Genomic DNA, 13,817 nt, shown 5'->3' with positions numbered 1-13,817 from the left:
CCGTTCACGGGTGACATCGTTCGAAAACCCGACCTGCACTTGGCGACGCACGGCGATATCCTGGCGGGTCGCGATGATGTGCGCAGGCGGGATGCCGTTCATACTCAGTGCGATCTTGTAGGGGGAACCATGAGCCTGTTCGGCGCGACACGCATTCCCGGAGGCAAGCGATCGATCGAACTCGACTTTATTCGGGGAATCGCAATCATCGCGGTGATGGGGACTCACTTTCACTCTTTTCCGACCGGCAGCGCGGTGGTTGCCGCGATCGAGTATCCGCTGAAGAGCTTCGGACTGGAAGGCGTGAATCTGTTCTTCACGCTGTCGGGCTTTCTGGTCGGTGGCTTGCTGCTCAAGCAGTACGCCCAGGAAGGGCGCATCGACGCAACGCGCTTTATCGTGCGGCGCATCTTCAAGATCTGGCCCGCGTATTACGTGCTGATTCTGTTTCATGTGACTGCGGGACGGCATCCGCTCGACACCTTCCTCGTGCAGAACCTGACGCACACGCAGAACTACTTCGGCTCGTCGATCGCGCAGACATGGAGTCTTGCCGTCGAGGAGCATTTCTACCTGTTCCTGCCGCTGCTGCTGATCGTGCTCGCACGTTTTCGGGCGCGCATCGATACGATGCTCGTGGTGCTCGGCTCGATCTGCGTGGCGGTGCTGATCGCCCGATGCGTCGCTGTGCACGACGGTCTGATCGACGAGACGGCCTTCTACACGCAATATCGCATCGACAGTCTGCTGTTCGGCGTGATGCTCGCGGCGCTGTACTGGATGAAGCCGGCGGCGTATCGCGCGATCGCCGGCCGCAAGGGTCTTCTGATCGCCGCGGTGCTCGGCCTCGTGCTGTGGCTCGTATTCGGCACGCGCAACGTGCCGCTCGACCGGAGCATCGGATATACGATTCAGGCAATCGGATTCTGCGCATTGATCGTGTTGACGGTGGAGTATTCGCGGCCCATACGCGAGATGATGCTTTATCGGCTGATTGCGTGGATCGGCGTGTACTCCTACGGCATTTACCTGTGGCATTCGTTGGCGCTCGCGCCGGCGGACATGCTGATTCGCAAGGCTACCGCGCTGCATGTGCCGGCGATCCCCGCCTGGGCGGCCATCATGACGGCGCAGTTTGTCATCGCCATCGCTCTGGGCTACGTGACGACGCGAGCCATCGAGTTTCCTTTCCTCAAGATTCGCAATGCGTTGTTCCCGGCCGAGCGGAAGGCGGCTGCTATCGAGGATGTGACGAGAGCGACGTCCTAGGCAAGCGCAAAGTTTTGCATCGTTGTCGAAGATAACGGAGGCCCTTTGCACTCGGGTGCAGAGGGCCTTAGGCTTTTGGATCTTCTTCAAAGGAAAGTGGATCGATCAGCAGCAGCGTGCCCGCGGGCGCGCCAGCGATCATCGCCCGCCTCGGCGAGCTGGCATTTACGATGATGGATAGATGGCTGGCATACGCGCTAAGCGCTAGCCGGCATGAGGCGAATGCAACGGGAAGCTATAGGATCGTCGCGACGGGTAGCGTGGTTGGGAGATGAGACACTCGCGCGCCGCAGTCGGATCGTGCATGGACCACGAAAAAGAAGCGCGATACCGGAAACGAGTGAGCGCGACACGACGAGCAACGCCGCGTCGCGCGCGAGGAATGTCACACGCTCGGTTTGCGCGGCTTCACCGCACGCGCCGGGTTGCCCACGTACACGAATCCTTTTTCCAGCGAGCGCACCACGGTGCTGCGTGCGCCGACGACAACGCCGTCATCGATCGTCACGCCGGGCGCGACGAACACATCGGAGGCGATCCAGACCTGCGTGCCGATCCGCACGGGCCGTCCGCGAATCGCGAAATCGACGCTCTCGTAGTCGTGATCGCCGGCGCAGATATACGACTTCTGCGAGACGACCGAATGCGCGCCGATGTCGATCGGGCCGAGCGAATACAGCGTGACGTCGTCGCCGATCCAGGCGTGATCGCCGATCGTGACCTTCCACGGATACGTGACTTGCACGGTCGGCCGGATGATTGCGCCGACGCCGACGCGCGCGCCGAAGCAACGCAGCAGCATGCGCCGCCAGCCGTAGGCGATTTGCGGCGACGGCCGGAACAGCAGCGCCTGCACGACCCACCATAGCTGCACGTACCAGCCCGGCCGGCCGCGAAAGCCGGCCGGCACCTTGAACAGCGCAAGGTTCAGATAGCGGCCCGGTACCGAGGCCGCCTCGACATCGGCATCCGCCGACGGATGCGGTATGGGCTGCATCGGTTGTACCGGCGACGGCGGGCTGCGAAATGCGTGACCTTGCACGTGCCCATGAGACACCTCGCCGCGGCTTTCCATCGCCTGTACCCGCTGCCTCATTGCGCGACAGCGAGCGCCTCGGACTCGAGAAAGTCCTCGTACGCGCCGCGCAGTCCCTCTTCGAGACCGATGCGTGGCTCCCAGCCCAGCGAGGCCAGCTTTTCGCTGCTCATGAGCTTGCGCGGCGTACCGTCCGGCTTCGTCAGGTCGTGCTCGATGCGGCCCGTGTAGCCGACCACACGCGCGACCATCTGCGCAATCTCGAGCACGGTCACGTCGGTCGACGAGCCGACGTTCAGATGCGAACAGCGCGGCGAAGCGACCGAGTAGTAGACGCCCTTCGGCACGTTCATGGTCAGCACGCAGGCCGATGCGAGATCGTCGACATGCAGGAACTCGCGGCGCACCTGTCCCGTGCCCCAGAGCACCGTGCTCGGCGCGCCGCTTTCCTTCGCCTCGTGGAAGCGGCGGATCAGCGCGGGAATCACGTGGCTGTTCACGGGGTGATAGTTGTCGCCGGGGCCGTAGAGATTGGTCGGCATCAGGCTGCGGTAATCAACCTTGTACTGGCGGTTATACGACTCGCAGAGCTTGATGCCCGCAATCTTCGCGAGCGCGTACGGCTCGTTGGTTTCCTCGAGCGGACCGGTCAGGAGCGCGTCTTCGACGATCGGCTGGGGCGCGTGCTTCGGATAGATGCACGAGGAACCGAGGAACAACAGATGTTCGATGCCCGTCTGCGCGGCCTGGTGAATCACATTCGATTCGATCATCAGGTTGCGGTAGATGAACTGGCCCGGATACGTATCGTTCGCATGGATGCCGCCGACGCGCGCCGCGGCGAGATACACGACGTCGATGCGCTGGGAACTGAAGAAATCGCGCACGGCCGACTGGTTGGTCAGATCGAGCTCCTTCGAGCTACGCTTGACCACGTCGACGTTGCCGTCGGCCTCGAGCCGCCGCACGATTGCCGAGCCGACCATGCCGCGGTGCCCCGCGACGAATACGCGCTTGCGTTTGGCAATGATCACGTCCTTACTCCTGGCGTTCGTAGACCGGGAAGCCGTGCTGATGCACGAGCGAGTCTTTGCGGGCTTCGGTCAGGTCGCTGACCATCATCTCGCGCACGAGCTGTTCGAAGCTGGTGCGCGGCTCCCAGCCGAGCTTTTCCTTCGCCTTGGTCGGATCGCCGAGCAGCGTCTCGACCTCGGTCGGCCGGTAGTAGCGCGGATCGACTTCGACGATGACGTCGCCGACCTTCACGCGCGGATCGAGCGTGACGTCCGACACGATGCCGCGTTCGTCGTCGCCCTTGCCTTCCCAGCGGATCTCGATGCCGACATGGCGCGCCGCGAGGTCGACGAATTCGCGCACGCTATGCTGCTTGCCGGTCGCGATCACGAAATCTTCGGGCTTGTCCTGCTGAAGCATCATCCATTGCATCTCGACGTAGTCGCGCGCGTGGCCCCAGTCGCGCAGCGAATCGAGATTGCCCAGATACAGACGGTCTTGCAGGCCCAGCGAGATGCGGGCGAGCGCACGCGTGATCTTGCGCGTCACGAAGGTCTCGCCGCGCAGCGGCGATTCGTGATTGAACAGGATGCCGTTGCATGCATACATGCCATAGGCTTCGCGATAGTTGACCGTCATCCAGTACGCGTACATCTTCGCGACTGCATACGGGCTGCGCGGATAGAACGGCGTGGTTTCCTTCTGCGGAATTTCCTGGACCTTGCCGTAGAGTTCGGACGTCGACGCCTGATAGAAGCGCGTCTTGCGCGTCAGCCCGTGCAGGCGGATCGCTTCGAGAATACGCAGCGTGCCGAGGCCATCGGCATTGCCCGTGTATTCCGGTTCTTCGAACGACACCGCCACATGGCTCTGGGCCGCGAGGTTATAGATCTCGTCGGGCTGCACCGCCTGGATGATGCGGATCAGGTTCGACGAATCCGTCATGTCGCCATGATGCAGGATGAAACGGCGATCCTTGTCCTGCGGAGCATGGTAGAGATGGTCGATGCGCTCGGTATTGAACAGCGAAGTGCGCCGCTTGATGCCGTGAACGGTATAACCCTTGGCCAGAAGGAATTCTGCCAGGTAAGAACCATCCTGGCCCGTGATACCCGTGATCAACGCGGTTTTCGACATGGAGGAAATCTCGCAAATGAATAAAGGGGGATGCGTAGCAGCAGTAAAGCGCCTCGACGAAACACAACGCAAGTGCATTAATTTTTTTGGCGGATAGCAACGGTAGTTTGGCGTCGTGAAGCTGCCCGCCTAAGCGGGCTTCACGGCGGGCTTCACGATTGGCGGCGCACGGCGATATCCTGGCGGGTCCCGATGGTGCAGTGCGGGCAAGATGCGCTCCACACGCAATGCGTCTTGCGTCGACACATCGTGAGGCCCGATGAAGATTCTCGTCTACGGCATCAACTACGCACCGGAGCTCACCGGGATTGGTCGCTATACCGCCGACATGGCCGCGTCGCTCGCCGCCGCCGGCCACGATGTGCGCGTGGTCTGCGCACCGCCCTACTATCCCGCCTGGCGAATAGCACCCGGTTTCTCATCGATTCGCTATGCCAAAGAGCGCAGCGAAGGCGTGCATATCTGGCGCGCTCCGCTCTGGGTGCCGGCCAAACCCAAGGGTGCGCGCCGCCTCGTGCATCTTGCGAGCTTCGCGCTCTCGAGCTTTCCCGTGCTGCTGCGCCATGTCTTCTGGCGGCCGAATGCCGTGCTCAGCATCGCGCCGAGCCTGCTTAACGCACCGGCCGGCTGGCTCGTCGCGCGACTGAGCGGTGCGCATGCATGGCTGCATGTCCAGGACTACGAGGTCGATGCGGCGTTCAAACTAGGCGTGCTCAAAGGCGACTGGCGCAAGCGCATGGCGCTCGCGATCGAACGCAATCTGCTGCGTCGCTTCGACACCGTCTCGACGATCTCGGCCAAGATGATCGAGCATGCATTGCATAAGGGCGTGCCGCGCAACAAGGTCGTTCACTTCGCGAACTGGGTCGATACGTCGGCCATCCATCCGCTCGACCCAGAGGCCGGTGCAAAGATTCCGCTGCGGGCCGAGCTCGAGATTCCCGACGCTGCGAACGTCGTGCTCTACTCGGGCAACATGGGCGCGAAGCAAGGACTCGAAGTGCTTGGGGCTGCTGCGGTTGCGCTCGCCGAACGCCGCGATATCGTCTTCGTGTTTTGCGGCCAGGGGCCGGCGAGAGACACGCTGATGGCCGTATGCGGCGATCTGCCGAACACGCGCTTCATTCCGTTGCAGCCGATGGACAAGCTCAACGAGCTGCTCAATTTCGCCGACATCCATCTGCTGCCGCAGCGCGCCGACGCGGCCGATCTCGTGATGCCGTCGAAGCTGACCGGCATGCTTGCAAGCGGCCGTCCTGTGATCGCAATGGCGCATGAGGGTACTGAACTGTTCGACACGGTTGCGCCGCGCGGCGTCGTTGTGCCGCCCGAAGCGCTCGAGCCGCTCGTTGCATCGATCGTGGCGCTCGCGGCCGATCCGGTGCGTCGCGAACGCCTCGGCCGTGCGGGCCGCGACTATGCGCTCGCCGCGCTCTCGCGCGACAGCGTGCTCGGCGAATTCGAGTCGACCCTGCGCGCGCGCTGCGTCGACGTCGAAACGGCGGAAAGCCCGCTCGGGCTGCGTGAGCGCGACCTCTGATTGAGTGCTTGAGGAGCCCCTATGGCAAAGCTTGGCAATACGGAATTTCTGAGTGTCGTCTCGAACACGCCGCTGATCGCGCTGGACCTGATTCTGCATGACGGCCAGGACCGCTATCTGCTCGGGCGGCGCGTCAATCGTCCCGCGCAAGGCGTATGGTTCGTCCCCGGCGGCCGCGTGCGCAAGAACGAACGTCTCGACGATGCGTTCACGCGCCTCATGCTCGAAGAACTGGGCTTGCATCGCGCGGATCGCTCCGATGCCGAACTGATGGGCGTCTACGAGCACTTTTACGACGACAATTTCAGCGGCAAGGAAGGCATATCGACCCATTACGTCGTGCTCGGCTATCGCTTCCGCGTACCCCAGCGGCTGTCCCATCTGCCGCTCGATCAGCATTCCGATTATCGCTGGGCGAGCGCAGAGGATATCGCGCTCGACGAATCGGTTCATGAGAACAGTCGCGCGTATTTCCTGACGAGGGTGATTGCATAACAGCGGCGCCCGCATGCATTGCCCTATGCGGTGAAATGTGGCGGATCAAAGATATGTTTTGTCTAATCGGCCGCCATTGCATGACTTAAGGTGACAAGGACGCATTCCCGACCGGTTACCGAAAGATTTTGCTTCGAACTTCGCTCCCCTCCTGCTACCCGGATCCGACAACCGCCTGGCCGCCCGCGCGACGGCTATCGTGCGGATCCACAGCGCCTTGCGAGGCAGTGCTTGCCGGAGTCTCCACAGATGCTTGAGGACGACACGGATATCGCACCGCCTCGCGTGCGCCTGTACGAGAACGTGGTGCCGCAGACCGTGCTCGACGAGATCAACGCGACCATCGACGAAACGCGCGACACGTGGCAACCGGCCGACGGCCGGCGCGCGACGCAGACGACCGCGCGCGTCGTCGAACTGCTCCGGCAGCACGGCGAATTCCTGCGCGTCGAACAGCAGGCCCGCGTCGACTCGCAGCGCTGGGCCGCACAGAAGGGGCTAAAAGTCGATGGAGAATCGCTTTGTGTATTGCGTTGCATAAACCGGACGCTGCCCGCCCAGAGCCATCTGCGGCACTTCGATTCACATATCCTGACGCTGCTGATTCCGCTGCGTTCAGCGCACGACGCCGCGGAGAACGGCGATCTGATCGTCTATCGCCGGCAGCGCCAGCAACTATCGGCCGCGACCAACGTGATGGCGAAGGCCTGGATGATCGCGCTGCGGCGCTTGCCGCTCGCGATGCGCCGTGCACAGACGCGCCGCGATCTCTCGCGGCAACGCTGCGACCGCATCGCGTGCGTGCCGGGCAACGTCTACGCGTTCAACGGCTTTGTCACGCGGCACGCGAACCTTCATGTCGAGCGAGGCGAACGCCGCACATTGATCGTGCATTACTACGATCCCGGCATGACCGCCGGCCTGCGGGTCGTGCCGCGCATCTGGCGCGCTATCCGCGACCGGCTCGTCGATGTGCGTTCGGGACAGACTTGAAGCGACCCGAGGGTCGATCAGAATGAAGGACGGACGACCGACAGGGAATAACGGCCCATGTTCACTTCGGCCATCCGATGCGGCAGCAGGCCAGCCCGCTTCGCATCGTTTATTTGAGCTTGTGTCTGGTCGACGCGATCGGCGTAGTGATAGGTCATCTTCTCTTGCGCCATGCTTGCCCTCAGATCGTCGTTGATCGAAGGCGGCGTCGACTGTGCAAACGCAAACGCGGGCGGAATGGCCATGAGGCTTGCGACGATGAACTTTGCGATTTTCACGACTGTCTCTCCAGGAAACGTGCTGCGTATCCATCTGTACGCATGCGATGACGCAGTGTAGACCTGCATGCGCTCGTTGATGAGCATGCGCGGCGAGATTCATTGTTGCAGCTTCAGGCGCATCCGTTGCCACCTGTCACCGCACCACGTCGGATCGCGTTCGTTGGAGCGCTACCGCAGGCGGTCCCACACAGCCTCGATGCGAAACGCACGGTCGTCGAACGAAGCTTCCGATCCGCGTGCGCGCGTCGCTCGCATAAGCTTCGAGCCGGGGCCGCTCTCCCGCGACGCGCTTGCCCCGTATGAATCGCATCCGCGCACCTTTGCGAGTGCCTGCACGCGCACTCTTGGAACCGAGTTGAACCATGAGCAGAGAAACGACGCCTGAAGGGCCTTATGCCGATACCCGAACGATGCTCGACGTCCATGCCATGTTCAGGCGCGAGTTTCGTCGTGCTCCGGCGCTGGTCGACGGCGTTCTGCCCGACGACCGGCCGCGGACCGACGTGGTAGCGGGTCATATCCATTTCCTGTGCGCCATTTTGCATGCGCATCACACACTCGAAGACGAGTTCTTGTGGCCCAGGCTGAAGGACCGCGGTTCCGCCGAAACGGCTGAGATTTCGCTTTTGATGGAGAACCATCACTCGGACATCGCGACAATCGTCGCTCGCATAAACGATGAGTTGCAAAGCTGGCGCAGCGGTGCCGGCTCACAACACCGTTCGGCTTTGTCGCAAGCGATCAGGCAGTTGATCCCGGCGCTGCTCGATCATATGTCGTTAGAAGAATCGAGAGCCTTCCCGGCGATCGAGCAACATGTAACCGCCGCCGAATGGGAACGGATGCACGAGGCGGCACGCAGTCACTTCTCGCAGGATGATCTCCTGTTGGCGAAAGGCATGATCACATGCGCGAAGCTCGAAAGCGCTCCGGAAGCATCCGTGTCGCCTTTCGAGCAACAGGCCCTACAAATGTATGTCCCCTACGCCGAGCGGGTGCATGGGCCGGCGCGCACGTCGGAATGAAGCGTCGCACCGCGGCGCGACGCAGCAGGCCCTTTATCGCTGTAGCAATGTCGCCGTGCGACGCTGCAAGGCATCAGCGCATGACAAACGGATTCGACGGCACGCCTTGCGCGTAGGAAATCCACGTGCTCTTGGTTTCGAGGTAATGCCGGACAGCCTCGATGCCGCTTTCGCGGCCGATGCCCGAATGCTTCATGCCGCCGAACGGCATCATGTAACTGACCGCGCGATACGTGTTCACCCACACCGTGCCCGCTTTCAGGGCCTTCGACATTCGCATTGCCCGTCCGATGTTTTCCGTCCACACCCCTGCAGCAAGCCCATAGATCGTGTCGTTGGCGAGGCGAATCGCTTCGTCCTCGTCGTCGAACCCGATGATCGACAGCACGGGACCGAACACTTCTTCACGCGCAATCCGCATGGCCGGCGTCACATCGACAAAAATGGTCGGCTCGACGAACTGGCCGCCGGGCAGTCCGCTTGCCGCCGCGCCGCCGAGCACGCAGTGCGCGCCTTCGGCCTTCGCAATGCCGATATAGTCGAGCACCTTCCGGTACTGCGCCGGCGTCGTGACCGGCCCGATATTCGTCTGCGGGTCCATCGGATCGCCCTTTCTGGCCGACCCGCCCAGTTCGACGAGACGCTTCGTAAACGCATCCTTGATGGAGTTCTGCACGAGCAGCCGCGAGCCGGCGATACAGGTCTGCCCCGTCGCCGCGAAAATACCGGAAATCGCACCGCTCGCGGCCTTGTCGAGATCCGCATCGTCGAACACGATATTCGGCGATTTGCCCCCGAGCTCCAGCGTAACGCGCTTCATGGTTTTGGCGGCCTGCGCATAGATCGCCGCGCCCGTCGCATCCGAGCCCGTGAACGTAATCTTGGCGACATCCGGATGCTCGACCAGCGCTGCACCGACCGTGGGTCCCAGTCCGGCCACCACGTTGAACACACCGTCGGGAAAACCCGCTTCTTTGGTCAGGGCCGCGAATTCCAGCGTCGAGGCCGACGTAAACTCCGAAGGCTTCACCACCACTGAACAACCGGCCGCAATCGCCGGTGCGCACTTCCACGCGATGAACAGCAGCGGCGAATTCCACGCGGTCAGCGCGCCCACCACGCCCACCGGTTCATGCGTCGTGAACGCGAAGTGATCGGGCTTGTCGATCGGCACGACGGCGCCTTCGAGCTTGTCGGCGATGCCGCCGAAGTAGCGCCACCATTCGGGGTGGTAGTTCAGCTGACCGCGCATCTCCGACAGCAGCTTGCCGTTGTCGCGCACCTCGATTTCCGCGAGACGCTGCGCGTTCGCGGCGACCAGATCGGCGAGGCGCAGCATCATCTTGCCGCGCTCGGATGCGCTCATCGCGGCATAAGGCCCCGACGACATCGCCCGCTTCGCCGCCTGTACCGCGCGATCCACGTCTTTCGCGCTGCCTTTGGGAATGCGCGCCCAGGCCTCGCCCGTGTATGGATTGACGGTGTCCATCCATTCCCCGTCGGCTGGCTCGACGTATTGACCATCGATGAAATGGCTGTAGGTTTTCATTCCGATTCTCCTGGTGAATGGTTGGATAGCGTACCGGTAGCGGGAGTTTTGTGCCGCGGTCTTCGGTGCTATAGGCACGGTTACATGGAAGCCTGCATTTTCCGACAACGTAAGTCTCTCATCGGGCCGAGATACTTACAGCGAGTCGTACGGCGGCGCACGTGAGGGCCGGGCACGCGAAATGCTTGAGTTGCGCGGCATTTTTTCGAGTTACCGGAGTCCCTGTGTTGAGTTCCAAACCCTGCATCGCAACGTGCGTCATCGACGGCGTCGCCGTCACCCTGAACTATTATCCCGACACGCAGGATCTGCGTATCAGCAATGCCTATGGCGCCTGTATCTACAGGACGAAATGGCTGGCGCCCTGGCCAGCGCTGCATGCGGCCATGCGCGAGCTCGCCCGGTCGAAGGAAGCAAGCCTCGATGCCGCCGCATCACTGCTTTCTGGATCTGCCGCCCCATCCCTGCAGGCGGCAGGCGTAGCGTCGGACGTGACTGCTGTTGCCCCGTGAGTTCGGCGCGAAGCACGATCACATTTATCAACCGCAGGTAACGACCTGCCCGCTTTGAATCAGGGGAAAGATTGGCAACTGGCGCCGTGAAATGGTTCAACGATGCAAAGGGCTTAGGCTTCATCACGCCGGACGACGCCGGTGAAGATCTCTTTGCACACTTCTCCGAGATCCAGTCTCGAGGCTTCAAATCATTGCAGGAAAATCAGAAGGTGACATTTGACATCAAGCAAGGTCCGAAGGGAAAGCAGGCAGCCAACATTCGGCCAGGCTAAGCTTGAAAGAAGCCGCCAGGTATCGCGGCTATCAGGAACATGTCATGGGACCCTCCGCGGCGGCGGTGCGCGCAGTTAGCGCTGCCGCACTACTTGCGCTGTACGGCTGCTACTACGTCGGCCCTGGCTACTATCCTTACGGGTATTACCCGTACGGCTACTATCCCGCCGTGCCGGCCTACGCTACGCAGCGCGAGGTGCCCGTCCCAGGCTCCGGCCTCGCCAACGGCGCCGACGCGCAGAACATCCCGCCGGCGTCGCAGGGCGCCGCCGCGTACGTTTATCCGGTGCCGGTCTACGTCGCGCCCGCCTACCCTCCCTACTATGCTCCTGCCTACTACGCGCCCTACCCATGGTATGGCTGGCCGGGGTGGTGGGGGCCATCGGTGTCGTTCCGCTTCGGCTACTGGGGGCGATGGTGACGGCCCGGGCGCGGCCACGGCGATATGGAGTTGTCGCTCATTCGAACCCGGGCAAACAAAATCAGGCTCGCACGATAAACCGAAACGGCCTGAGTGCTGACGAGGCATCTCGCATCTGAGCGTGTACGCTCATCGAGCGCGTCGGGTCCAAGCAATCGTCCCAACGCTAGAAACGCCGCAGCGACCGCGCGCATCGTCGCACCGTCGCACCGCCCGTCTGAGGCCCAGTAATGTGGCAAGTACCGCTCGCAACGAGCGAAGCCCTTCGAGACTGTCCCAACCGGAAGACCGAGGCCGTGGCGACAACGCCTGAACCGTCGCAATTCTTTCTGTTCGATGTAACCGGACAACGCGCCCATCCGAACTAACGATATTGAACTACAGAGATCGCCTGGCCGTCGCCCTAACCGGAAGTCCACAACCGTGCGGGCGTTGACCGGCGCATCCCTTTATCCAAATCAATGTCGTTCGATGTGAAGTCGGCGATTCAGGCTACTCAAATGGATCAGCTATTGGGAATGCGCGTGTTCATACGCGTAGTCGAATTGAAAGGGTTTTCGACAGCCGCGAAGGAACTGGGCATGTCGGCCGCGGCGGTCACTCGCAGCGTCAATATGCTTGAAGCGCATCTTAATGTCCGCCTGCTCAACCGGTCTACCCGTTCGGTCTCGTTGACCGATATCGGAGAACAGTATCTCGACGATTGCCGGAAACTGGTCCGAATGCTCGATGACATGGACGCAAAAGTGATCCGGAATAGCAGAGCGAAGCAGGGCGTACTGCGCATCGGTGTATCCGCCGCATCCGCCTCGTCGCACGTATGCGATCTGCTCGCGGCTTATCACGCAACCGAGGCACCGGTGACTTTCGATGTACGCTCCCATTATTCGTCCGACGACTTCCGGGCTGACCGCTTTGATGTCAGCTTCACCGACAGGCGTTATCAGCCTGCTTCGTCACAGATATCGCGTACGCTGTTGACGTTCGACGAAGGACTCACCGCGTCTCGCGACTATTTAGCCAACCACGGCATTCCGACCACGCCGGCGTCGCTTGCCGTTCATCGCCTGTTGATGGTGGCGGACCGGACGCAACGCGCATGGGACCTGACCGACGGTAGCGACATGTTCCGTATCGAACCGCTGCGCAGCGTGCTAAGAGTGCCCAGTTACTCGTCCGCCCGCATTGCAGCGGTGCAGGGAATGGGCATCGCCCTCCTCCCCTTGGACATGGTTAGCGACGAACTGCACCACGGCACGTTAGTACGTGTACTGCCGTCTCATATGCCGCCCGCCAGCTTTGCAAACGGGGTGTCGATCGTTTATTCAGGGCGGACGAGACAACAGGTCCGGGTACGCCAGTTCATCGATTTTTCGATACAGTTTTTCCGTGGCTCACGCTACTGCATGCGATAGGGAAACGCATTCCGCGCGCCCCGGGTTACCGGACTGCCGGGTTTAAGAGCATCGCTGACGTCGATCTGCAGCTCGTCATCGAGCGGGCATTGACGAATGCGGTGCCACCCCACCGCTGCAGTCGCGCGGCACTAGCCGCTGTTGCGCAAGCCGTTGAGCAGCAACGTGACGACTTTCTGCTCGTCGGCCACGCGAATGCTCGCCCCTGTCACGAGTTGCCGGTACCACATGCGTCCCATGAACATGTCGATGGCGGTTTGCGCGTCGGCGCCGGCCGGTATTTCACCGCGCCGGATTGCATGTTCGACGATTGCGACCGCCAGTAACCGTCGCGGCAGAATGAAGCGCTCGTGCAGCAGGGTGGCGAGATCCGGATTCTGCACCGCCTCGGCGATCAGCGCGGGAATCACGCGGCCCGCTCCTTTCATGCCATTTACCCAGTTGCGATACAGAATGCTGAGATCATCGGCGAGGCTGCTGGACTGCGGGTTCGGCATCGGCCATGCGAGGTTCGCTTCATCGAGCACGGCGGCGATCAGATCGGCGCGCGACTTCCAGCGGCGGTACACGGTCATCTTGCTGACGTTCGCACGCGCCGCGACTTTTTCCATCGTCAAGCCGTCGTAGCCCTCATCGCACAGAATCTGCGCCGCCGCGCGCACGATCTGCTTCTCCGTTTCGGGATTGCGCGGCCGGCCCGCGCGCGGGGCGTCCTGTTCCAGCGCAGATGCAGTTCCGTGTGCCATGGTGGTCAATGTGTCCAATAGACGATGTCTGTTCGCCAGCGCGCGGCCGCCTTATGCATAGCCGCTGCCCGCGCGCCTTTCATGCATCAGCTTAGCACTGCTGGGCTG

At 62.0% G+C, this 13,817-nt stretch carries 15 protein-coding genes; 9 read left to right on the top strand and 6 right to left on the bottom strand.

Features of this window, described 5'->3' with window-relative positions; all coding sequences use genetic code 11:
- Positions 1-129 precede the first annotated feature (129 nt).
- Positions 130-1,269 carry an acyltransferase family protein gene (locus BTO02_RS24980; RefSeq protein ID WP_075159860.1) on the top strand — a complete coding sequence of 380 codons (1,140 nt, stop codon included), beginning with the start codon at positions 130-132 and terminating at the stop codon, positions 1,267-1,269.
- A gap of 385 nt (positions 1,270-1,654) precedes the next feature.
- Here BTO02_RS24980 and BTO02_RS24975 read toward each other — a convergent pair whose 3' ends face one another.
- From BTO02_RS24975 to gmd, 3 genes are all read right to left on the bottom strand, one after another.
- Positions 1,655-2,266: a putative colanic acid biosynthesis acetyltransferase gene (locus tag BTO02_RS24975; RefSeq protein WP_083615357.1), complete on the bottom strand. Its 612-nt coding sequence runs from the start codon at positions 2,264-2,266 to the stop codon at positions 1,655-1,657.
- Between the two features lie 95 nt (positions 2,267-2,361).
- Complete coding sequence (locus BTO02_RS24970) at positions 2,362-3,333, bottom strand: GDP-L-fucose synthase family protein (RefSeq protein WP_075161356.1); 972 nt, start codon at positions 3,331-3,333, stop codon at positions 2,362-2,364.
- 10 nt (positions 3,334-3,343) lie between these two features.
- Positions 3,344-4,456 (bottom strand): GDP-mannose 4,6-dehydratase, encoded by a 1,113-nt coding sequence (gene gmd / locus BTO02_RS24965; protein ID WP_075159859.1) that lies wholly within the window; start codon positions 4,454-4,456, stop codon positions 3,344-3,346.
- Positions 4,457-4,715: 259 nt separating this feature from the next.
- On the opposite strand from gmd, the gene BTO02_RS24960 reads away from it, so the two are divergent.
- From BTO02_RS24960 to BTO02_RS24950, 3 genes are all read left to right on the top strand, one after another.
- Positions 4,716-5,996, top strand: a complete 1,281-nt coding sequence (locus tag BTO02_RS24960) for a glycosyltransferase WbuB (protein ID WP_075159858.1) — start codon at positions 4,716-4,718, stop codon at positions 5,994-5,996.
- A gap of 21 nt (positions 5,997-6,017) precedes the next feature.
- Positions 6,018-6,491, top strand: coding sequence for a GDP-mannose mannosyl hydrolase (locus tag BTO02_RS24955; protein ID WP_075159857.1), 474 nt, complete (start codon positions 6,018-6,020; stop codon positions 6,489-6,491).
- Between the two features lie 249 nt (positions 6,492-6,740).
- Entirely contained in the window at positions 6,741-7,484 is a 744-nt protein-coding gene (locus tag BTO02_RS24950) for a hypothetical protein (protein WP_083615356.1), read from the top strand.
- Between the two features lie 17 nt (positions 7,485-7,501).
- On the opposite strand, the gene BTO02_RS24945 is transcribed toward BTO02_RS24950, so the two are convergent.
- Complete coding sequence (locus tag BTO02_RS24945) at positions 7,502-7,762, bottom strand: hypothetical protein (protein WP_075161354.1); 261 nt, start codon at positions 7,760-7,762, stop codon at positions 7,502-7,504.
- 365 nt (positions 7,763-8,127) lie between these two features.
- Between BTO02_RS24945 and BTO02_RS24940 the strand changes: the two genes are divergently transcribed.
- Positions 8,128-8,790, top strand: coding sequence for a hemerythrin domain-containing protein (locus BTO02_RS24940; RefSeq protein ID WP_083615355.1), 663 nt, complete (start codon positions 8,128-8,130; stop codon positions 8,788-8,790).
- 73 nt (positions 8,791-8,863) lie between these two features.
- On the opposite strand, the gene BTO02_RS24935 is transcribed toward BTO02_RS24940, so the two are convergent.
- Entirely contained in the window at positions 8,864-10,339 is a 1,476-nt protein-coding gene (locus tag BTO02_RS24935) for an aldehyde dehydrogenase (protein ID WP_075159855.1), read from the bottom strand.
- Between the two features lie 227 nt (positions 10,340-10,566).
- Here BTO02_RS24935 and BTO02_RS24930 point away from each other — a divergent pair, with 227 nt between their 5' ends.
- The 4 genes from BTO02_RS24930 to BTO02_RS24915 all read left to right on the top strand — a co-directional run bounded on the left by BTO02_RS24930 (position 10,567) and on the right by BTO02_RS24915 (position 12,963).
- Entirely contained in the window at positions 10,567-10,851 is a 285-nt protein-coding gene (locus BTO02_RS24930) for a hypothetical protein (RefSeq protein ID WP_156883978.1), read from the top strand.
- A 71-nt stretch (positions 10,852-10,922) separates the two neighbouring features.
- The gene (locus BTO02_RS24925) at positions 10,923-11,126 is read left to right on the top strand and encodes a cold-shock protein (RefSeq protein WP_075159853.1); all 204 of its coding nucleotides are present in this window, start codon (positions 10,923-10,925) and stop codon (positions 11,124-11,126) included.
- 44 nt (positions 11,127-11,170) lie between these two features.
- Positions 11,171-11,548 (top strand): hypothetical protein, encoded by a 378-nt coding sequence (locus BTO02_RS24920; RefSeq protein ID WP_156883977.1) that lies wholly within the window; start codon positions 11,171-11,173, stop codon positions 11,546-11,548.
- 500 nt (positions 11,549-12,048) lie between these two features.
- A complete protein-coding gene (locus tag BTO02_RS24915; RefSeq protein WP_075161353.1) occupies positions 12,049-12,963 on the top strand; it encodes a LysR family transcriptional regulator in 915 nt (304 codons plus the stop codon).
- A gap of 131 nt (positions 12,964-13,094) precedes the next feature.
- On the opposite strand, the gene BTO02_RS24910 is transcribed toward BTO02_RS24915, so the two are convergent.
- A complete protein-coding gene (locus BTO02_RS24910; RefSeq protein ID WP_075159851.1) occupies positions 13,095-13,709 on the bottom strand; it encodes a TetR/AcrR family transcriptional regulator in 615 nt (204 codons plus the stop codon).
- Between the last annotated feature and the right edge of the window lie 108 nt (positions 13,710-13,817).

The sequence above is a fragment of the Paraburkholderia sp. SOS3 genome (assembly GCF_001922345.1).
Taxonomy (GTDB): domain Bacteria; phylum Pseudomonadota; class Gammaproteobacteria; order Burkholderiales; family Burkholderiaceae; genus Paraburkholderia.
This window is presented reverse-complemented; position numbering and strand designations above follow the sequence as displayed.

Coding starts and splice junctions, on each gene's coding strand:
- BTO02_RS24980 (WP_075159860.1), top strand. CDS start 130: ATGAGCCTGTTCGGCGCGACACGCATTCCCGGAGGCAAGCGATCGATC.
- BTO02_RS24975 (WP_083615357.1), bottom strand. CDS start 2,266: ATGCAGCCCATACCGCATCCGTCGGCGGATGCCGATGTCGAGGCGGCC.
- gmd (WP_075159859.1), bottom strand. CDS start 4,456: ATGTCGAAAACCGCGTTGATCACGGGTATCACGGGCCAGGATGGTTCT.
- BTO02_RS24960 (WP_075159858.1), top strand. CDS start 4,716: ATGAAGATTCTCGTCTACGGCATCAACTACGCACCGGAGCTCACCGGG.
- BTO02_RS24955 (WP_075159857.1), top strand. CDS start 6,018: ATGGCAAAGCTTGGCAATACGGAATTTCTGAGTGTCGTCTCGAACACG.
- BTO02_RS24950 (WP_083615356.1), top strand. CDS start 6,741: ATGCTTGAGGACGACACGGATATCGCACCGCCTCGCGTGCGCCTGTAC.
- BTO02_RS24940 (WP_083615355.1), top strand. CDS start 8,128: ATGAGCAGAGAAACGACGCCTGAAGGGCCTTATGCCGATACCCGAACG.
- BTO02_RS24935 (WP_075159855.1), bottom strand. CDS start 10,339: ATGAAAACCTACAGCCATTTCATCGATGGTCAATACGTCGAGCCAGCC.
- BTO02_RS24920 (WP_156883977.1), top strand. CDS start 11,171: ATGGGACCCTCCGCGGCGGCGGTGCGCGCAGTTAGCGCTGCCGCACTA.
- BTO02_RS24915 (WP_075161353.1), top strand. CDS start 12,049: ATGGATCAGCTATTGGGAATGCGCGTGTTCATACGCGTAGTCGAATTG.
- BTO02_RS24910 (WP_075159851.1), bottom strand. CDS start 13,709: ATGGCACACGGAACTGCATCTGCGCTGGAACAGGACGCCCCGCGCGCG.